Consider the following 18636-nt stretch of genomic DNA (forward strand, 5'->3'; position numbering starts at 1 on the left):
CGCTGGAGCTAGGCTGACATGCCATGGAGTGGTTCAGCGCCGAAGGATACGAGTTCGCCCGACAGGTGCTGCAGCGCGGCATCGGCGCCGTCTACCTGATCGCGTTCCTCTCCGCGGCCGCCCAGTTTCCGGCGCTGCTCGGCGAAAACGGCCTGCTCCCGGCCCCGCAGTTCCTGGCCCGGATCAAGGGCAGGGGAATCCCCACCCTCTTCCACTGGCACTATTCGGACCGGTTCCTGCTCGCAGTGGTCTGGGCCGGCGCCGTCGTCGCCGCCCTGTTGGTGGCCGGAGTGCCGCAGTCCGGGCCGTGGTGGCTGCCGATGGCAGCTTTCCTGTTTATCTGGGGGCTGTACCTGTCCGTGGTGAACATCGGGCAGACGTTCTACGGGTTCGGCTGGGAATCGCTGCTGCTGGAGGCGGGGTTCCTGGCCGCGTTCCTCGGCTCGGACGACGTCGCGGTTCCGGTCGCGGTGCTGTGGGCCTTCCGCTGGCTGGTGTTCCGGCTCGAATTCGGTGCCGGCCTGATCAAGATGCGCGGCGACAAGGTGTGGCGGGACCTCACCGCCCTGTACTACCACCACGAAACCCAGCCGATGCCGAACCCGGCCAGCTGGTTCTTCCACCACCTGCCAAAGCCGCTGCACCGGATGGAGGTGCTGGGCAACCACTTCGCCCAGCTGGTGGTGCCGTTCTTCCTGTTCTTCCCGCAGCCGGTGGCGTCGATTGCCGCGGCGGTGGTGATTGTGACCCAGTTCTGGCTGGTCCTTTCGGGGAACTTCGCCTGGCTGAACGTGCTGACCATCCTGCTCGCGTGCACGGCGATCAGCGATTCGGCGGTGCAGGCGGTGCTCCCGGAGGCACAGTTCGCCGCACCGGATCCGGCGGCAACCCCGGCGGCGTTCGCCGTCGTCGTCGGCGCCGTGACCCTGGCGGTGCTGTACTGGGCGTGGGCACCGCTGAAGAATCTGGTCCGCCGCGACCAGCTGATGAATGCCAGCTTCAACCGCTGGCACCTCTCCAATGCCTACGGGGCGTTCGGCAGCATCACGCGGCACCGGAACGAGGTGGTCATCGAGGGCACCAACGATCCGCCGGGGCCGGACGCCCGCTGGCTGGAGTACGAGTTCAAGGGCAAGCCCGGGGACCCGCACCGGATGCCGCGCCAGTTTGCGCCCTATCATCTGCGGCTGGACTGGCTGATGTGGTTCCTGGGCCTGGGCGCCTCGGGTGCCTGGTTCCCGGTGCTGCTGCGGAAGCTGCTCACCGCCGACCGGCGGACCCTGCGCCTGCTGCGCAGGGACCCGTTCGACGGCGAGCCGCCCCGCTGGATCCGTGCCCGTGTCTACCGCTACCGCTTTTCCACGCCCGCGGAGCTGCGCCGCGAACGGGTCTGGTGGGTGCGGGAACCCCGCGGATTCCTGGTGGACCCCGTTGAGGGTCCGGGCACGACGCCGCGTCGGTCCTAGGCGGTTGCCTTGGTGACCACGTTGTGCGTGGCGTGGTCATACAGGAACGTCAGCGGACCGCCGGCATGCCACAGCTCGATGTTGCCGCCGTCGCGGTGTGCGTCGAACCCGTAGTTCTCTTCCCACGAACCGTTCAAGGCCACCTTGTAGGTGTACGTGCCTTCGGGCAGGTCCACCGTGAGCTTCCACAGTTCGTCATGGCGGTCGAAGGCGAACTGTGCCCCGGCCGGATTCCAGTCCTCGGTGCCGAGCGCTGCACCGAAATCGCCGGCGAGGGCCACGGACTCCGGCTGCGGGAAGGACGGCTCCGGGATATCGGTCTCCGGGTGCGAGCCGTGCTGCTCGGCCGGAGCGGAGGGGACGGCGACGGCGTCGCGCAGGACCTCTTCCACTACTTCCTCTGCCGGGGAAGCGGCTTCGGCCGCAGCCACCGGCTTTCCGCTGAGGGCGGCCGACAGGTGCGCCGGTTCCGGGAAGTCCTTCAGGGCCCGGCGGCCCTCGTTGGTGATGCTCCAGCCCGAGCGGGCTTCCTTGAGGATCCAGCCCGCCTTGACGAGCTTGGTGGTGGCATTCACCAGGGCACGCTCACCGCGGGAGGTGCCGCTGGCCAGGGCCTCCGCTTCGCGTCCTGCGAGCGGCACACGGTCCAGGGCGGCACCGAGTACCTTTGCCCTGCTGACCTTGCCGGTAGCTGACGGGTCCTCTGCTGCGAGGATCTCAAGGACCGCCTGCAGCCGCAGCGCAGTATTTTCAACGGTGTCTGAGCCCAATGGAATTCCTTTGTTACGAGATGTTGATGGCCGCTCCGGTTATGCCGGCTCACCGGCATCAACACTATCGCCGGGAACCGCCGGGACGAAGCGACGCGGCCCTAGTGTTGCGCAACTCTCCCCTGCAGTGCGGCGAAGTCCTCGTCGACGACGGGTGCGTAGCCGGCGTAGGCGGCCAGCACGGCATCCAGGACCTGGGCCATGTCCAGTCCCGGTGCCAGGTCCCGGGCGGCTCCGGCGGTGCGCGGGTCCCAGCCCAGCCCGAGCTCGGCATAACAGTCGGTCAACACCCGGCGCAGCGGGCCGGCGTTGTCCACCACCAGCACCGAGGAAAACAGCCAGCCGCCGGCAATCACCCGTTGGGCCGTGCCCACCAGTTTGATCCGCTCCCCGCCGGATGCCTGGCCGGAGACGGTGAATTCCCCGGGACAGTACTCCCCCGGGATTTCGCCTACACCTGCGGTCAGCCCGACCTTGCGGAACGCGCCGGCCAGCAGCTCGCCGAAGTCCGCGAACCGGCGTCTCGAGCCGGCGAGGGCATCCGCGTCCGGCTCTACATGGTCCAGGACCAGGCAGCCGTCATGGTAGGCGGCTGCCCGGCCGCCGGCCTTGCGGACCAGGGGCTCGAATCCGTGCCGGCGGCAGGCCTCCTGCGCCGCGGCGAAGCCGGGCAGCTTGGCGTCGCGCTGCCCCAGGGCCACCGTGGGGCGGGGACGGTAAATCCGCAGGGCCGGGCCGAGCCCACCGCTGCGGACGGCGTCGAGCATGGCGAGCGCGAAGTCGAGGTCGGCGGCGGCGCCCAGGGATTCCTCCTGCCGGAATACTTCCAAGGCGGCGGGCACCGCCTACGCTCCGCCGAGCGGCCGGACGGTCAGGATCTGCTCGCTGCGTCCAAACGGGCCCTGCAGGTCATGCAGGACCGTCGAAGTCAGGCCGATGCCGTCGGCACCGAACGTCACCCGGGTGTCCAGGCCCAGCCATTCCCCGCGGGGTTCGCGGTGCAGGTGCAGCTGCAGGTCAACGTTCGGGAACATGTAGCTGTCCCCGCCCGGAGGCACGCGGGTGGAAATACCGTTGGCGGTGTCTGCCATGCCCACGAGGCGGACCAGGTCCGACGTCGGCGTACCCTCCACCATTTCGTGCGGGGTGCGCAGCCACGCCCGGCCGCGGCCCGGGCGCAGCCCCGGCAGCGCCCGCTTCTCCAGGGATTCGATAAACGCCCCGGGCCACTCGGTCATGCCCTCATGGGTGCCCGCCTCTGCCGGACCGGGCATGGCATCGTCTTCCACGGCAGCCACCTCGGCCGTCGAGCCGCGGGCCAGGCGCCAGGCGGTGGCGCGGACGGCGGTGCGCCCGTCAACCACCATCTCGGCCTGCACCAGTTCAATGGTCCGTCCGGGGCGCAGGACGGAGGTTTTCACCTCGAAGGCGGTGCGCGGGATCAACCCGAAAATGTCGTAGCTGATCCGGGCCATGCGCAGCTCGGGGCGTGGACGGAACTGCTCCAGGCAGTGGGCCAGCAGGCCGGAAATGGGGGCCATGTGCTGCTCCTGCGGATTCCAGGCGCCCTGGGTATGGATGGTTGCCTCATAGGCGTCGTTGCCCAGCGAGCGGTAATACGATTCAGCCACGTGCTTGCTTCTCCCTGCCGTTCCGGAATTGGCTTTCAGGCTACCCCAGCGCCGCCCGACGGCTGGCCCCGCAACGTAACGGGGAGCACACTGGCCCGATGGAATATACGCATCTTGGCCGCTCCGGCCTGTCCGTGTCCCGCCTGTGCCTGGGCACCATGAACTTCGGACCCAAAACCGACGAGGCGGACGCCCACGCCATCATGGACTCCGCCCGGGAAACCGGCATCAATTTCTTCGACACCGCCAATGTGTACGGCTGGGGCGAGCGTAAGGGCTGGACCGAGCAGATCATCGGACGCTGGTTCGCCAAAGGCGGCGGGCGGCGCGAGGACACCGTCCTGGCCACCAAGCTCTACGGCTCCATGAGCGAGCGCCCCAATGACACGTACCTCTCCGCGCTGAACATCCGCCGCGCCCTCGACGCCAGCCTGAAGCGGCTGCAGACGGATTACATCGACCTGTACCAGTTCCACCACGTGGACCGGAACACGCCGTGGGAGGAGATCTGGCAGGCCATGGAGGTGGCGGTGGCGCAGGGCAAGATCATTTACAGCGGCAGCAGCAACTTCGCCGGCTGGCACATTGCCCGGGCACAGGAGAACGCCAACCGGCGGAACTTCGCGGGGCTGGTGAGCGAGCAGAGCATCTACAACCTGATCAACCGGTCCGTGGAGCTGGAAGTCCTCCCCGCCGCGCAGCAGTATGGGCTCGGCATCCTCCCGTGGTCACCGCTGCAGGGCGGGCTGCTCGGCGGGATTCTGGCGAAGGAGGCCGACGGCGGCGGGCGGCGCGCCGAGGGCAGGGTGCGGGACCTGCTCGAGAAACACGGGGACCAGATCCGGCAGTACGAGGACCTGGCCGCGGAACTGGACATCCTGCCCGGCGTCCTGGCACTGGCCTGGCTGCTGCACCAGCCCGCGGTGACGGCGCCTTTGGTGGGCCCGCGGACCCAGGAGCAGCTGGACGAGGCGCTGCTGGCCCTTGACGTTCCCCTGGATTCAGGGACGCTGGCCCGCCTGGATGAGATCTTCCCGGGCCACTCCCCGGCGCCGGAGGATTACGCCTGGTGATCCACCGGGGTTCACCGGGGGTCAGGCGCTCGCAGGCTCGATCAGTTCCGGCCCGTTGTTGCGCACCGAGTTGACCTCGCGCGACACCACCCGCGGGGTGAGCGTGGGTTCGGGCACGGCGTCCAGCAGTTGGGCGACGTCGGCTCCGTCGGTCAGCTTCGGGTCCAGCCAGTCCGCGTAGAGGTCCGGCGGGATGATCAGCGGGGTGCGGTCGTGGATGTGGCCCAGTGCGTCGGCGGCTTTCGTGGTGATGATGGTGACGCTCAGCAGCCATTTGTGTTCGTGGTCCTCCGGCAGCGCCGGGTCCGGCCAGAATTCGTACAGGCCGGCGAAGGCCAGCGGGTCCTGTTTCCCGGAGTAGAGGTAGGTGGGGATCTTGCCGTCCGCGGACTTTTCCCACTCGTAGTAGCCGTCCGCCGGCACCAGGGCACGGCGCTTTACGGCCGCCTTGCGGAACGCCGGTTTCTCCAGGATGGTCTCCCGCCGGGCGTTGATCATCCGGGAGCCGATCTTGGGGTCCTTGGCCCAGACCGGCACCAGCCCCCATTTAGCCGTCGCCAGCCGCCGCACCGGTGCTTCGTTGGCGAACCGCTCGGTGACGATCCGCACGTCGTCCGTGGGGGCGACGTTCCAGGACGGCAGCACATCCGGTCCCACCGTTTGCTCGACGGCGAACGCCGAGACCAGATCCGACGTCGCCCTTGCCATTACGTACCGTCCGCACATGGCACCTATTGTGCACCATGGACCGGCCGCCCGCAGGAGCAGGGAAGGGACCCGGGCCGGTTACCCGCATTCGAACATATATTCTATTTGTATGAACCAGGACGCCGCCGAGCGGTTGGCGGCCCGCTATGCGCGGCGGGCCGAGCCGATCAGCCTTACCCCGGAAGAGCTGGACTTCGAGCACAATCCGGTCACCACGTCGGTGCCCGGCGTGCCCGTCTGGGCCTGGATCCGGTTCCCCGGCGCTGCCGAGCGGGTTAAGGGCGAAGCCTGCAGCTGGTCCTCCCGGGCGGTGCAGGTGCTCTGGGAGGATGCCGGACTGCGCCGGGCCACCTGGGTCTGGGCCTCGGCCGTCACCCGCCGCACGAACAACTCACGCAAGGAAACCCTGGGTGACCGCACCGCCCGGGATACCAGATGAGGTCAGCTAACCCGGAAGGCTGCGGACATATGCCAGCGCCTCCCGGGTGAGTGCCGTCCATTGACGTGCCGTGGACTCCGGGTCCGCGGCGGACGGCACCTCGACCCATTCCCGCATGGTGCGCTTACCCATGGTGACCGGCCCTGCCGCGCCTGCAGCAATGAGCTCCCGGGCGCGGGCTTTCGGCAGCTTCACGATCAGGTAATCGCCGGAACCGAGGAAGGCCACGATCTTAGATCCGGTACGCAGCCCCGGGCTGCGGAACATGGTGCCCACGGTCAGCGGACCGTCCTGCAGTACGTCGGCGATGGCGTGCAGGAGATCCAGTGCTTCCTGAGACGGCCGCATCCATCCTCCCCAGACTGTCCGGCGGGTCAGAACTGGCTGAAGTCCGCCGTCGCCGGATCGGCACCGATCCGGCGACCTCCCTCCAGCGTGTCCAGGAGGTCCAGTTCCTCCTGCGTCAGTTCGAGCCCGGCGGCAGCCAGGTTCTCCCGCATCCGTGCCGAGTCGGAGGATTTGGGAATGACGATCCGTCCCGACCCCAGGTGCCAGGCCAGCACCACCTGAGCTGCCGTGGCTGCGTATTTCTCTGCGAGCGCGGCCACCTCCGCTCCGGCCAGTTCCCGGCCCTGCCCCAGCGGGCTGTAGGCCTCGACCGCGATGCCGCGGGAAATGGTGTCGGCCGCGAGCGCCGCCTGCTGATATCCGGGATGCAGCTCTATCTGGTTTACGGCCGGCAGGACCTGGCTCTGCTCATACAGGGCATCCAGGTGGTCCGCGAGGAAGTTGGAGACCCCGATGGCGCGCATATAGCCGTCCCGGTACAGGGCCTCGAGTTCCTTCCAGGCCTGCACGAACGTCCCCTGCGAGGGCACCGGCCAGTGGATCAGGTAGAGGTCGACGACGTCGAGGTTCAGCGCTCGCCGGCTGTCCAGGAACGCTGCCCTCGCCCTCCCCTGGTCTCCGTTGCGCAGCTTGGTGGTCACGAAGATCTCGGACCGCGGAATGCCGGACGCTGCGATGGCCGCTCCCACTCCGGCCTCGTTGCCGTACGCTGCAGCGGTGTCGATATGCCGGTATCCGGCAGCCAGGGCGTCCTCCACCACTTCCTGCGTCCGGTCCGCCGGAACCTGGAAGACGCCGAACCCCAGTTGCGGAATCCGTACGGAGTTGCCGAGCGTCAGTTCCGGGACAACGGTGCGGGGACTCTCTGTCATGGCGGTGCCTTCCTGCCGTGCGTTCATCTAGGCTTGGTGCAGTTCGGAGCCGGGCACCTCCACCTAAGCCCGGCTCCTGCCCCCAGTCAAGGAAACCCGTAAGGAAACCCGCAATGACGCATCCCGCGGCTCTTGATCTGCTTTTCATCGGCGGCACCGGCGTAATCAGCGCCGCGGCCGTCGCGCACGCTTCCAGCCTCGGGCATCGGGTGACCGTGCTGAACCGGGGCGTGTCTGCGCTGCGTCCGGTGCCGGCCGGCGTCGAGGTCCTGGCCGCGGATGTCCGGGATGCAGGTGCCGTGCGGGACGCCCTGGGCCGCCGGACGTTCGACGCCGTGGCGGACTTCCTGTCCTTCACCGCCGAGCATGTGGCAGCGGCGGTGGAGCTGTACCGCGGCCGGACCGGGCAGTACGTGTTCATCAGCTCGGCCTCCGCCTACCAGAAACCGCCCGCGCGGCTGCCGGTGCGGGAGTCGACGCCGCTGCGCAACCCGTTCTGGCAGTACTCCCGGGACAAGATCGCCGGGGAGGACATCCTGGTGCAGGCCTACCGGAGCGAGGGCTTTCCGGGGACGGTGGTGCGCCCGTCGCATACCTATGACGCCACCATGGTCCCGCTGTCCGGACACTGGACGGATATCCACCGGATGCGCTCCGGGCTACCGGTGGTGGTGCACGGTGACGGCACGTCCTTGTGGACGCTGACGCACAGCCGGGATTTCGCGAAGGCCTTCGTGGGCCTTCTGGGCCGGCCCGCCGCCGTCGGCGAAAGCTACACCATCACCTCCGATGAGTTCCTGCCCTGGGATGCCGTCTACCGTTCCCTGGCCGCTGCCGCCGGCGTCCCCGAGCCGCTCCTGGTCCACGTGGCCTCCGAGACCATTGCAGCGCTGGATCCGGGGCGGGGCCCGGGCCTGCTGGGCGACAAGAGCCATTCGGTCATCTTCGACAACAGCAAGATCAAATCCCTGGTGCCGGATTACCGTGCAGTCATTCCGTTTTCCGAGGGTGCCCGCGAAATCGTCCAGTGGTACGACGCCCATCCCCGCGAACAGGTACTGGAAACCGGATGGATGGAAGTCAGCGACCGGCTCGCGGGCTGGGCACGGGCGGGCGCCTAGGGGCAACTCCCTCCGGGGCGGCGGGTCCGAAGCTTCTGTTTCCGGCGGCTGTTAGAGTGCAGGCAGCAGGTATATCCGGACGGTTGCGGCGCTCGCCGCCGGAGTGGAAGCGCAGTCTCGACACCCGGTCCGGATGGCTTCGAATAAACGTTGGAGGAAACCATGTCAGGTAACGGTCCCGGCCAGGGAAACAACCACGGAAACCGGTGGTCCGACGAGTGGGACGAGCAATACGCCTCCCCCAAGAAACCCGAGCCCACCCCGCCGCCGGCGGCCCAGGCTCAGCAGCCGCAGCAGCAGGCACCTCACTATCCCTCACCCGGATATCCGAACCAGGCCCAGGGGTATCCCGTCCAGGGCTACCCGAACCCTGGCTACCCGAACCAGCCCGCCCCGGGGTATCCCGGCCAGGGTTATCCGGCTGCCGGCCACCAGCAGGCCCAGGGCTACGGTCATGCCCAGTTCGGCCATGCGCCGCAGGGGTCCGGTTACCGGCCCCAGAAATCCCGCGTCGCCGCCGGGCTCCTCGGGATTTTCCTCGGCGGCTTCGGCGTCCACCGCTTCTACCTGGGCAACAACAGCGTGGGCATCGCGCAAGTTGTCCTCACCTGTTTCACGGGCATGGGAGCTGTCTGGGGATTCGTCGAAGGCCTGATGATTCTCTGCAACGCCAAGTCCTTCCGCACCGATGCGCACGGGGTTCCGCTCAAGTAACGTACAGCGGTCCGGTGCTAGGCTGAGGGTTCGAAAGTATGTTCTAGAATTTTCCCCTCAGGAGGCCTCGGCATGGCGGTGTTCTCAGCGGACCGGTCGCGCCGCCCCGCGCCGCCGACGGAGTCCGACGCAGCCACCGCAGCGGGCTTTCCCAGTCCGGCCCGGGACTACTTCGACGGCCGGATCGACCTCAACCGGCACCTGATCCGCGATCCCACCTCCACCTACGTGGTGCGGGTGGAAGGCGATTCCATGGCGGGCACCGGCATCTGCAACGGGGATGAACTAATTGTGGACCGTTCACTCACTCCGCGCGACGGCGCCGTCGTCGTCGCCGTGGTGGACGGCGAGCTCACGGTCCGCCGGCTGCTGCTGGGCGGGCAGCGGATCGTGCTGCGGGCCGAAAGCCCCGGGTATCCGGACATCCTCGTGGCGGAGCCGTCGGAACTGTCCGTCTGGGGTGTTGTGACCCGCTGCCTGCACCATGTCTGAGCAGTCCGTGTCGCCGAACGCCGCCCAGCGGATCGCCCTGGTGGACGTCAACAGCTTCTACGTTTCCTGCGAGCGCGCCTTCGACCCGAAACTGGCCGGGGTGCCGGTGGTGGTGCTGTCCAATAACGACGGCTGCGTGGTGGCGCGCTCGGACGAGGCGAAGGCGCTGGGCATCAAGACCGGCACGCCGTGGTTCAAGCTCGCCGAATCCGCGCCGCGCGTGGGCCTGATCCAGCGCTCGAGCAACTATGAGCTCTACGGAGACCTCAGTTCCCGCGTGATGGAACTGCTGGGGCGCTACGCGCTGTGGCAGGAGGTGTACTCGATCGATGAGTCCTTCCTCGGACTCGCCGGGACGCCGCGCGACCTGGAGGCGCAGGGCGCAACCATCCGCACCGCCGTCGCCCGCCACACCGGCCTGCCGGTCTGCGTGGGCATCGGCACCACCAAGACCCTGGCGAAGTTCGCCAATCGGATCGCCAAACAGAACCGGCATCTGCAGGGCGTCTGCAACCTCGAGACCATGGACCCGGCCGCCGTGGAAACCATCATGTCCCGGGTGCCGGTCACCGGCCTGTGGGGCGTGGGGTCCCGGCTGGGCACGAAGCTCGAAGCCATGGGAATCTCCACCGTCGCGGACCTGCGCGCCGCTGATCCCGCGCTGATCCGCCGGAAATTCTCGGTCATCCTGCAGCGCACCGTGCTGGAGCTCAACGGCACCGCCTGCATTCCGCACGAGGACGAGCGGGCGGACCGCAAGCAGCTGATCTTCTCCCGGAGCTTCTCAACCCCGGTCACCACCGGCGCGGAAATGCGCCAGGTCATGAGCATCTACGCCCAGCAGGCTGCCGCCCGGCTGGAGCGCGAAGGACAGCAGGCCAGCATTCTCACCGCTTATGCCGGCACGTCGCACTTCAGCGAGCGGGCGGCGTCGTTCCCCTCGGCCACGGTGCGCCTGCCCAGCCCGACGTCGGATCCCGTGGTCCTCAGCCGGGCCGCCGTCGGTGCCCTGGAGTCCCAGGTGGTCGAGGGGGTGCCCTACACCAAGGCCGGGGTGATGCTCAGCGGGCTGGAATCCGCCGGAGCGCAGCCCCTGTTCGAGGAGTTCGTCTCCGCACAGGAACGGCGGAACCTGGGCGAACTGCTGGGGAAAGTCACGGACAAATACGGGGCGGCGAGCATCGGGCTCGGGCTGGCGGGGATGTCGACGGCGACGCCGGAGTGGACCATGTCGCGTAAGTATTCCTCGCCGCGGTACACCACCGAGTGGAGCGAACTGCCGGTGGTAAAGGCGGTTTAGCTACACCCGATCAGTAATCCGGGGCGGCCGGAAAGCCGAGGAACTCCTCCAGGGTCACCCCGGCGTCGTAGACGGCCGCCGCAACCTCCGGCCCCACGTAGCGCAGGTGCCAGGGCTCGTAGGCATACCCGGTGATGTGTTCCGCCCCCGCCGGATAGCGGATCAGGAAGCCGTACCGGTGCGCGTTCGCCGCCGTCCAGGCACCGGCCGCCGTTCCCTCGAAACAGGTTTCCAGCGCACACAGGCCATCCGGGTTGCCGACATCCACGGCCAGCCCGGTCTCATGCTCGCTGTAGCCGGGCCGGGCGGAGAGCGAATCGGCTCCCTCCTGCCCGTACCTCTCGGTGTAGGAGGAGTGCAGCCGGGACTGTTCTTCGCTCGACCGATAGCCGCTGACGGGAGAAATGGCGACACCCTCCGCGGCGGCGTCCCCAACCATGCGGGCATAGGCTTCAGCCGCTTCGGCGCGGAGCAGCAGCCCGCCCGCGTCGACCAGGTCCGGCGGCACATAGTCCGCCGCCAGGGGACGGTGCTTGTTGACCACGAGCGTGACGCTGTCCGGTGCCTGGGCTTCAGGGGCAGCCGCCGCGCCGGCCGGCTCATTGGAAAGGTTCAGGAACACGGCAAGGGAGACGACCAGGCATAAACACAGCAGGCCGGCCATTGACGCGCAGGTCCGCAGGTAGACGTACCGCATTGTCCCGTTACCCACCCCTTATCCGGCATGGCACCCTCGTCATTTCGCGCCATCCTCGCACGTGCGGCCCAACGCGCGCGGCACCGGCGCGCCCGTGCCGGGGACGGGATGAGCGGCTGCGGACCGTCCGCACCGGAAGGGTTAGCGTGGAGGCATGAGTTACGCGTACGACGTCGAGATCCTGCACCTGCTCGTGTCGCCCGCACACGCCTACTTCGGGCGTGCCAAGGACGGCGCGGCCGACGTCGTCACCACTGATGCGGACCAGGCTGAGGTGGTGGCCGGCAAGGGGATTGTCGGGGACCGGTTCTTCGGCAAGGCGGCCCACATGGATGCGGCCGTGACCTTGTTCGCCGTCGAGTCGTTGGAGGCCATCGCCGCGGAGCTTGGTGCCGATCCTTTCGACCCGCTGCTGGCCCGCCGGAACGTGGTGCTCCGCGGTGCCGAGCTGGTCCCGCTGTTGGGGCAGGACTTTGTTCTCGAATCGGCAGGTGGCCTGGTTGAGTTCCACGGCGGCAGGCAGGCCCACCCGTGCGCCTGGATGGATCAGGTCCTGGCGCCCGGCGCGCACAAGGCGATGCGGGGCCGGGGCGGGCTGCGCTGCCGGCCGTTGAGCAGCGGGACGCTTCACCGCGGACCGGCGGTGCTTATCAGCCCCGTGCCGCTGGATCCGGCGCGGGCTGCCGTCCCCTCATTGCTGAGGCCGGGCCGCCTTCCCTAACGGACGGACCGGAGGCGGGGTCAGTCCCACACCGGCACAGAACTGCCGTAACGCTGCGGCGGCCGGCTGTACTCAAGATGCTTTCCGTCCACCAGCAGGGGCGGCGGCACAAACGTCAGTTCGCCGTAGGCGCTTGGCGAGGTGCGGAGCTCCGGTTCCAGTTCGTTCCGTTCCGTACCCGAGGGCGGAGCAGGCAGCCGCATCAGCTCCAGCGCGGTGCGCACCAGCGACAGATGGGCCGATCCGCTGATCCCTCGATTCCGGGCACCCATGAGCGCCGCCGCAGCGGCGGCTGCCCCGAGGCCGGTGGCATAGTCCAGCGCCTGGACCGGCAGCGCTCCGGGCCGCCACGAGTCTCCCTCCCCGCCGCCGTAGATGGTGGCAATGCCGCTCGCGGCCTGCACAATGCTGTCGAAACCCCGCCGGGCCGCCCATGGCCCGGCATTCCCCCAGGCGTCGAAGCTGACCACGCCCAGTCCCGGGAAATCCGCCCGCAGCGCTTCCGGATCCAGTCCGAAGCGGGCCAGGGAGCCGCCCCGGTACCCCAGCAGCACGACGTCGGCCTCCTCGAGGAGCTCGCGGAACCGCCGGTAAGCGGCCGGGTCGGTTAGGTCGGCCACCGCACTGCGCTTCGAGAAGCCGGTGTCAATGTGCTGCTCCACCAGCTCCGGTGTGGCGGGCGGGTCGATCCGCAGCACGTCGGCCCCCAGGGCGCCCAGGATCCGGCTGCCCGACGGACCGGCGATCACCCGCGTCAGGTCCAGAACATGCAGGCCGTCCAGAATCCCGCCGGACCCGCCGCGCAGGGCAGCCGGCACTGTACGGGAGGGCGCTGGTGCCGGGGCTGTGTTCAGCCGGATCCAGGGTTCCCCCTGCAGGGCCCTGCCTGCCGGGGAGTTCATCCACTCCGCTGGCGGCCGAACCGCGGCTGCCACTCCCCCGTATGCCGTCACCCGGTCCTCCACCTCCATGGCGGTCAACCGCAGTAGTGCGGCATCTACGGCGTCCGGTGAGGCAACGCCCAGCGCCGTAAGCAGGGCGCGTTCGTGGTGCGGATAGTTGGCGTGCAGCCGGACCCATCCGTCGATGGTGCGGCGGAAACCCGACAGCGGGGCGAACCCGCCCACGGCCTGGCCGTTGACCCGCAGGTGGGTATAGGAGGCAAAGGACGCCGCGGCACCCCGGGAGGTCAGTCCGATGTCCCGGCTCCTGCCCGCGGCGCCGGTCCCGGCGGCGAGCGCCGTAGCCAGCGCCTGCAGGGATCCGAGGGCCAGTCCTTCCACGTCCAGTGCGCCCGCCCACCACCAGCGCGGCCCCGACCACGGCGCCGTGTCCGTGTCCGTCGGCAGCAGCGGGGCCAGGTCCTGCCAGAGTGCGGGAAGTGGATTCGTGTTCCGGTGATGGGCAGCCATAACGGCATTATGCAGTCCGATCCCGGTTCCCGCGGGCCCGCTCGACCGAGAAGCGGAGATATCACGCGCCTACCGTGCTGCCGCCGCGGTGAAGCGGGTAGCCAGCTTCCCGAAGGCGGCGGCCAGTTCAGGCGGGCCGACCACCTCGAGTCCGGCGTCGAACCGGCCAAAGGCGGCTGCCAGTGCCGCCCAGGACCAGGAGCCCGCCTCCAGCCGGCACCGGTCGGATCCAACTGCTTCGACCGTGCCGTCACCGGCGAACGGAACGACGGCGGCCGCCGGCAGATGCAGGATTACGGCACCCCGGCAGGGCCAGTCGGACCCCTTACCGGGATTCTTTCCCGGCTCCGTTCCCCGGAACCGGGCGGAGACGAAGGCGTGCACGCTGCCGCCGGGCAGTTCCCGCTCCCGGAACCGGGCACCCACCGGCGTCCGCGGCGCGATCCGGTCGGCACGGAAGATCCGCCAGTCGTTCCGGTCCAGGTCCCAGGCCACCAGGTACCAGCGTCCGCGGGAGGCCACCAGATGATGCGGCTCCGCCCGGCGCGGCGGTGAGAAGCCGACGTCGCCGTCTCCCGACTGGGCACCTGCATAGTCAAAGCGCAGCACCTGACGTGATCGGACGGCAGCGGCGAGGGTCAGCAGCAGTTCCGGCGAAACCGATCCGGCGTCACCGGGACCCACGGACAGCGCGGTGAACTGCAGCGCGTCAAGACGGTGGCGCAGCCGCGAGGGCATCACCTGCCGGACCGTGGCCAGCGCCCGTGCCGCGGCCTCCTCGATCGCCGCACCCGTAAGGGGTGCGGACTGCAGTGCGACGGCGAGCGCCAGCACCTGGTTCTCATCGAAAAGCAGCGGCGGCAGCTCGGCACCGGCGTCCAGGCGGTAGCCCCCATCCGGCCCCTTCAACGCCCGGATTGAATAGCCCATTTCCCGCAGGCGGTCGACGTCGCGGCGCACGGTCCGGGGGCTGATCTCCAGCCGGTCCGCGAGCACCTGCCCCGGCCAGTCCCGCGGGGTCTGCAGAAGTGAGAGGAGCAGCAGGAGCCGCGACGTCGTGGTGGGCATACGAGAAAGATAAACGATATAGCGGCCAGAAACTGACCTCTACTGGGAGAAGAGTGGGTGTTACCGGGAAACACCCGGGCTACCCCAGAAGGAGCAACCCATGTCTGTCACCACCACGCCCCACCTGAACTTCCGCGGCGATGCCCGGGATGCGCTGGAGTTCTACCACTCGGTTTTCGGCGGGCAGCTTATCGTCGTCACCAATGAGGATGCCTACAGCGTCGAACTCCCGGAGGAGGCCGGCCAGGTCAAGTTCGGGCAGGTCATCGGCGGGAACGGCTTCTCGATCATGGCCTACGACGTTCCCGCCAGCGTGTCCTACGACCAGGGGGACAAATCCTCCTTTGTCTCGGTCCGCGGCGAATCGGCCGAGGAGATCACAGCTCTCTGGGACCGGCTTGCCGAGGGCTCCACCGTGCTGCAGGACCTGGCGCCCTCGGCCTTCTCCCCCGCCTACGGAATGGTGCAGGACCGCTTCGGCGTCGTCTGGGTACTCGACGTCGCCGTCGCCTATGACCCTGCCGGCTAACTTCGATGCCCACCGCCGCGCCGTGCCGCGGGGAAACCGAGACCCGCTAGTCTCAGAGGCATACATCCGGCGGTTTCCCGCCGGCACTCTAAGCATCGGAGCATCATGGCCTCGGAAGTACTGGTAGTTATCGGCATGGGCGGCATGGGGCAGGCGGTTATGCGCCGGTCCGGCGCAGGACGGAAGATCCTGGTGGCGGACTTCAATGAAGAACTGCTGGAGAGCACAGTGGCCACCGCGCTCGGTGAGGGCTACGACGTCGTCTCCCAGCAGGTGGACGTCTCCTCACGTCAGTCCGTGGCCGCCCTGGCCGCAACTGCCCGTGAGCTGGGAGCGGTAACCGGCGTCGTCCACACCGCCGGGCTCTCCCCCGTCCAGGCACCGGTGGAGGCGATCTGGAAGGTCGACCTGTTCGGCGTGGCCGTGGTGCTGGAGGAGTTCGAGAAGGTCATCGCCCCGGGCGGTGCCGGCGTCGTCATTTCCAGCATGTCCGCTTACATGGCCGGCGGCCAGATGCCCGCCGACGTGCTGGCGAGCCTGGCCACCGTCCCTGCGGACGATCTGCTGCTGATCCCGTTTGTTGCCGGCATCGACCACCCCGGACACGCCTACAGTGTGGCCAAGCGCGCCAATCAGGTCCGCGTCCAGACCGCCAGCCTGCGCTGGGGTGCCCGCGGGGCACGCGTGAACAGCATCAGCCCCGGCGTCATTTCCACCCCGATGGGACAGCAGGAACTCGCCGGCGAATCGGGCGCGCAAATGCGTGCCATGATCGAGGCGTCCGGCACCAAGCGCCTCGGCACCGCCTTCGACATCGCCAATGCCACGGCCTTCCTGCTCAGCCAGGATGCCAGCTTCATGACCGGCGCGGACCTCCTGCTCGACGGCGGTGCGGTGGCCGCCGTCGATACCGGCCAGCGCAGCCAGGTCGCCGGCTAGGTCCACGGCCCGCGCGCGGCGGCGGGGTGCCGGAGGCGCGGAAGAAAGTTGGCCGCCGGAGCCGCGGATGCGGAGCCACTGATTGCCGGGGCCTCGTCGGCATGATCGAATCTGGGGCATGTTGTACGCAGACTCAGCAGACGGCACCCGGATCGCTTTCGAGCAGACGGGCCATGGTCCGCCGGTGGTCATTGTCGGCGGTGCGTTTTCGACAGCCGACGCCGGCGCCCCGTTGGCCGACGCGCTGAAAGCCGCCGGTTTCCAGGCGGTGACGATGGACCGCCGTGCCCGCGGGGAAAGCACGGACTCTTCCCCCTACTCTCCGCGGCGGGAGGTGGAGGACCTCACAGCGGTCCTCAACGCCGTCGGCGGCGACGCGGTGGTCCTCGGACATTCCTCCGGCGCCATGCTCGCCCTGCTGGCGGCGGCCGAGGGAGCACCGATCAGCCATCTGTTCCTGTCCGAGCCGCCGTTCCTCTTCGGCGAGGGGGAACCCTCGATGGACCTTCCGCAGCGGCTTCAGGCCCTTGTTGATTCAGGGAACCCGGCGGATGCCGTGACCACCTTCCAGCGGGAAGGAATCGGTCTGCCCGAACCGTTTATTGAACAGATCCAGGCCAGCCCCATGTTCGATTCCCTGGTTCCGCTGGCGCAGTCCGCCGTCTATGACGCGCTGCTGTCGCAGGCCGTGTCCACCCCGACGGCGGCGATGGCACAGGTTTCGGTCCCCGTCACCATCCTGCGGGGAACCACCACCTACCCGGTGATCATGGCCGCCACCGAGAAGCTGGCGCGGCGGATGCCGCAGGCCGTGCTGGTCACCGTGCCCGAGTCCCACGACCACTCCCCCGATCCGGCGGGCACGGTTCGCGAAATCCGCCGCCGCATCCCGGTGCAGTGACCGACAGCCCGGCCGCGGACACGTTCCCTTATCTGGCCCTCCTGCGCGGCATCAACGTCGGCGGGCGGAACAAGGTCCCCATGAAGGCATTACGGGGGCATCTGGAAAACCTCGGGTTCCAGCAGGTGTCCACCTACATTGCGAGCGGGAATGTCTTCCTGGCATCGAATGACGACGCCGGCTCGGTCGGACGGCAGATCGAAGCCGCGCTCACGGACCGCTTCGACCTCGACGACGAACTCATCAAGGTCCTGGTGCTGGGCCGCGCGCAGCTGCAGGCCGTCGTCGAGCATCGGCCGCAGCACTTTGGTGAGCGGCCGGACCTCTACCACTCGGACGCGATCTTCCTCATGGACATCGATGCCGACACCGCCCTGGAAGCTTTCCGGCCGAGGGAAGGCGTTGACGAGATCTGGGCCGGCGAAGGCGTCATCTATTCGCAGCGGCTCAGCGCCGAGCTGACCAAGAGCCGGCTGAGTGCCATCGCGGCCTCGCCGCTGTACAAATCGATGACCATCCGCAGCTGGAACACCACCCGGAAACTGTGGGACCTGCTGCCCGAGTGATCCCAGGGTGCTAGGGTCCTGCCATGTCCGAACCCCTGCCGCCCGACAACACCTTTGACCATCTGCGGAGCCTCGACGGCGAGCACGTCGGGTATATCCATATGACCGACGACGGCGGGTTTGTCCCGTATGACCTGCTGCACCGCCGCTGCGCTGAGGCCGGTGACCTCGATGCCGCCGAAGCCCTGCTCGACGAGCTCGGCCTTCGGATGTTCATCGAGCAGTGGTGGCTCGACGACGACGGCCGGCAGATTCCGGTGCTGATCCAGGAAGTCCACCGGGACCGGGTGGTGGTGGCCCCCACAGCGGAGGGCGCGATTGCCAAGGCCGCCGATATGACCGCTGCAATCGAGTTGCTGCTGCCCACCGACCGGCTGCAGTCGCGTTAGCCGTACCGGATTCGTTCGTGCGACGCTGGAGGGATGGATTTGGTGGTGTCGCCCGCGCTCACGATTCCCGCGGCTGAACTCGAGTGGCGGTTCTCCCGTTCGTCCGGCCCCGGGGGCCAGCACGTCAACACCTCGGACAGCCGCGTCGCACTCTCCTGGAACGTAGCCGGTTCTGCGGTGCTGTCGGAACAGCAACGCCTGCTGCTGCTGCAGCGGCTGAAACGCAGTCTCGTGGCCGGAGTGCTGACCGTGACGGCCTCCGAGCAACGTTCCCAGCTTCGCAACCGGGAAACAGCCCTGGCCAAGCTCGCCGCACTCGTGGCAGACGGACTGGCGCCCGGACCTGCTCCGCGCCGGACCACCAAACCTACCCGCGGCTCGAACTACCGCCGCCTCGATGCAAAGAAACAACGGGGTGCCACGAAGCGGCAACGGCAACGGCCGCCGACTGATTAATTCCACCAGTGATTGGCATCAATT

23 protein-coding genes are annotated in these 18636 nt (G+C 68.4%); 14 read left to right on the forward strand and 9 right to left on the reverse strand.

Annotated elements, in window-relative coordinates:
• Window positions 1-23: 23 nt before the first annotated feature.
• Window positions 24-1466: a lipase maturation factor family protein gene (locus tag NNX34_RS10195; RefSeq protein ID WP_255766388.1), complete on the forward strand. Its 1443-nt coding sequence runs from the start codon at window positions 24-26 to the stop codon at window positions 1464-1466.
• Here the strand turns inward: NNX34_RS10195 and NNX34_RS10200 are convergent.
• From NNX34_RS10200 to NNX34_RS10210, 3 genes are all read right to left on the reverse strand, one after another.
• Window positions 1463-2236, reverse strand: coding sequence for a winged helix-turn-helix domain-containing protein (locus tag NNX34_RS10200; RefSeq protein ID WP_255766389.1), 774 nt, complete (start codon window positions 2234-2236; stop codon window positions 1463-1465). The genes NNX34_RS10195 and NNX34_RS10200 overlap by 4 nt on opposite strands.
• A 101-nt stretch (window positions 2237-2337) precedes the next feature.
• On the reverse strand, window positions 2338-3066 hold the full coding sequence (locus NNX34_RS10205; RefSeq protein ID WP_255766390.1) for a lipoate--protein ligase family protein: 729 nt from the start codon (window positions 3064-3066) through the stop codon (window positions 2338-2340).
• Between the two features lie 15 nt (window positions 3067-3081).
• Window positions 3082-3867 (reverse strand): thioesterase family protein, encoded by a 786-nt coding sequence (locus tag NNX34_RS10210; protein ID WP_255766391.1) that lies wholly within the window; start codon window positions 3865-3867, stop codon window positions 3082-3084.
• Between the two features lie 98 nt (window positions 3868-3965).
• Here NNX34_RS10210 and NNX34_RS10215 point away from each other — a divergent pair, with 98 nt between their 5' ends.
• Entirely contained in the window at window positions 3966-4940 is a 975-nt protein-coding gene (locus NNX34_RS10215; protein ID WP_255766392.1) for an aldo/keto reductase, read from the forward strand.
• A 21-nt stretch (window positions 4941-4961) separates the two neighbouring features.
• Here NNX34_RS10215 and NNX34_RS10220 read toward each other — a convergent pair whose 3' ends face one another.
• Window positions 4962-5666, reverse strand: coding sequence for an SOS response-associated peptidase (locus tag NNX34_RS10220; RefSeq protein ID WP_255766393.1), 705 nt, complete (start codon window positions 5664-5666; stop codon window positions 4962-4964).
• A gap of 91 nt (window positions 5667-5757) precedes the next feature.
• Here NNX34_RS10220 and NNX34_RS10225 point away from each other — a divergent pair, with 91 nt between their 5' ends.
• Window positions 5758-6087: a hypothetical protein gene (locus tag NNX34_RS10225; RefSeq protein ID WP_255766394.1), complete on the forward strand. Its 330-nt coding sequence runs from the start codon at window positions 5758-5760 to the stop codon at window positions 6085-6087.
• Between the two features lie 6 nt (window positions 6088-6093).
• Here NNX34_RS10225 and NNX34_RS10230 read toward each other — a convergent pair whose 3' ends face one another.
• Both NNX34_RS10230 and NNX34_RS10235 read right to left on the reverse strand, forming a co-directional pair.
• Window positions 6094-6435, reverse strand: a complete 342-nt coding sequence (locus tag NNX34_RS10230; protein ID WP_255766395.1) for a hypothetical protein — start codon at window positions 6433-6435, stop codon at window positions 6094-6096.
• Window positions 6436-6461: 26 nt separating this feature from the next.
• A complete protein-coding gene (locus NNX34_RS10235; RefSeq protein ID WP_255766396.1) occupies window positions 6462-7307 on the reverse strand; it encodes an aldo/keto reductase in 846 nt (281 codons plus the stop codon).
• 113 nt (window positions 7308-7420) lie between these two features.
• Here NNX34_RS10235 and NNX34_RS10240 point away from each other — a divergent pair, with 113 nt between their 5' ends.
• From NNX34_RS10240 to NNX34_RS10255, 4 genes are all read left to right on the forward strand, one after another.
• Window positions 7421-8428, forward strand: a complete 1008-nt coding sequence (locus NNX34_RS10240) for an NAD-dependent epimerase/dehydratase family protein (protein WP_255766397.1) — start codon at window positions 7421-7423, stop codon at window positions 8426-8428.
• A gap of 162 nt (window positions 8429-8590) precedes the next feature.
• A complete protein-coding gene (locus NNX34_RS10245; RefSeq protein WP_255766398.1) occupies window positions 8591-9142 on the forward strand; it encodes a TM2 domain-containing protein in 552 nt (183 codons plus the stop codon).
• A 72-nt stretch (window positions 9143-9214) separates the two neighbouring features.
• Window positions 9215-9634 (forward strand): LexA family transcriptional regulator, encoded by a 420-nt coding sequence (locus tag NNX34_RS10250; protein ID WP_227921169.1) that lies wholly within the window; start codon window positions 9215-9217, stop codon window positions 9632-9634.
• Entirely contained in the window at window positions 9627-10934 is a 1308-nt protein-coding gene (locus NNX34_RS10255; RefSeq protein WP_255766399.1) for a Y-family DNA polymerase, read from the forward strand. The genes NNX34_RS10250 and NNX34_RS10255 overlap by 8 nt, the downstream gene beginning before the upstream one ends.
• 10 nt (window positions 10935-10944) lie before the next feature.
• Here the strand turns inward: NNX34_RS10255 and NNX34_RS10260 are convergent, their stop codons facing one another.
• Entirely contained in the window at window positions 10945-11646 is a 702-nt protein-coding gene (locus NNX34_RS10260) for a D-alanyl-D-alanine carboxypeptidase family protein (protein WP_255766400.1), read from the reverse strand.
• A 139-nt stretch (window positions 11647-11785) separates the two neighbouring features.
• Between NNX34_RS10260 and NNX34_RS10265 the strand changes: the two genes are divergently transcribed.
• Window positions 11786-12352 carry an MOSC domain-containing protein gene (locus NNX34_RS10265; protein WP_255766401.1) on the forward strand — a complete coding sequence of 189 codons (567 nt, stop codon included), beginning with the start codon at window positions 11786-11788 and terminating at the stop codon, window positions 12350-12352.
• 20 nt (window positions 12353-12372) lie between these two features.
• Here NNX34_RS10265 and NNX34_RS10270 read toward each other — a convergent pair whose 3' ends face one another.
• Both NNX34_RS10270 and NNX34_RS10275 read right to left on the reverse strand, forming a co-directional pair.
• Window positions 12373-13764, reverse strand: coding sequence for a CoA transferase (locus NNX34_RS10270; RefSeq protein WP_255766402.1), 1392 nt, complete (start codon window positions 13762-13764; stop codon window positions 12373-12375).
• Window positions 13765-13833: 69 nt separating this feature from the next.
• Entirely contained in the window at window positions 13834-14832 is a 999-nt protein-coding gene (locus tag NNX34_RS10275; protein WP_255766403.1) for a YafY family protein, read from the reverse strand.
• Window positions 14833-14932: 100 nt separating this feature from the next.
• On the opposite strand from NNX34_RS10275, the gene NNX34_RS10280 reads away from it, so the two are divergent.
• The 6 genes from NNX34_RS10280 (at window position 14933) to arfB (ending at window position 18612) form a co-directional block, all read left to right on the forward strand.
• Window positions 14933-15361, forward strand: a complete 429-nt coding sequence (locus NNX34_RS10280) for a VOC family protein (RefSeq protein WP_255766404.1) — start codon at window positions 14933-14935, stop codon at window positions 15359-15361.
• 105 nt (window positions 15362-15466) lie between these two features.
• Entirely contained in the window at window positions 15467-16300 is an 834-nt protein-coding gene (locus tag NNX34_RS10285) for an SDR family oxidoreductase (protein ID WP_255766405.1), read from the forward strand.
• 118 nt (window positions 16301-16418) lie between these two features.
• Window positions 16419-17201: an alpha/beta fold hydrolase gene (locus NNX34_RS10290; protein ID WP_255766406.1), complete on the forward strand. Its 783-nt coding sequence runs from the start codon at window positions 16419-16421 to the stop codon at window positions 17199-17201.
• Window positions 17198-17767, forward strand: a complete 570-nt coding sequence (locus NNX34_RS10295) for a DUF1697 domain-containing protein (RefSeq protein ID WP_255766407.1) — start codon at window positions 17198-17200, stop codon at window positions 17765-17767. The genes NNX34_RS10290 and NNX34_RS10295 overlap by 4 nt, the downstream gene beginning before the upstream one ends.
• A gap of 23 nt (window positions 17768-17790) precedes the next feature.
• A complete protein-coding gene (locus tag NNX34_RS10300; RefSeq protein WP_255766408.1) occupies window positions 17791-18156 on the forward strand; it encodes a serine/threonine protein phosphatase in 366 nt (121 codons plus the stop codon).
• Between the two features lie 33 nt (window positions 18157-18189).
• The gene (gene arfB, locus NNX34_RS10305) at window positions 18190-18612 is read left to right on the forward strand and encodes an alternative ribosome rescue aminoacyl-tRNA hydrolase ArfB (RefSeq protein WP_255766409.1); all 423 of its coding nucleotides are present in this window, start codon (window positions 18190-18192) and stop codon (window positions 18610-18612) included.
• The last annotated feature ends 24 nt before the right edge of the window (window positions 18613-18636 follow it).

It is taken from the genome of Arthrobacter sp. zg-Y1116 (assembly GCF_024385485.1).
Lineage (GTDB): Bacteria > Actinomycetota > Actinomycetes > Actinomycetales > Micrococcaceae > Arthrobacter_B.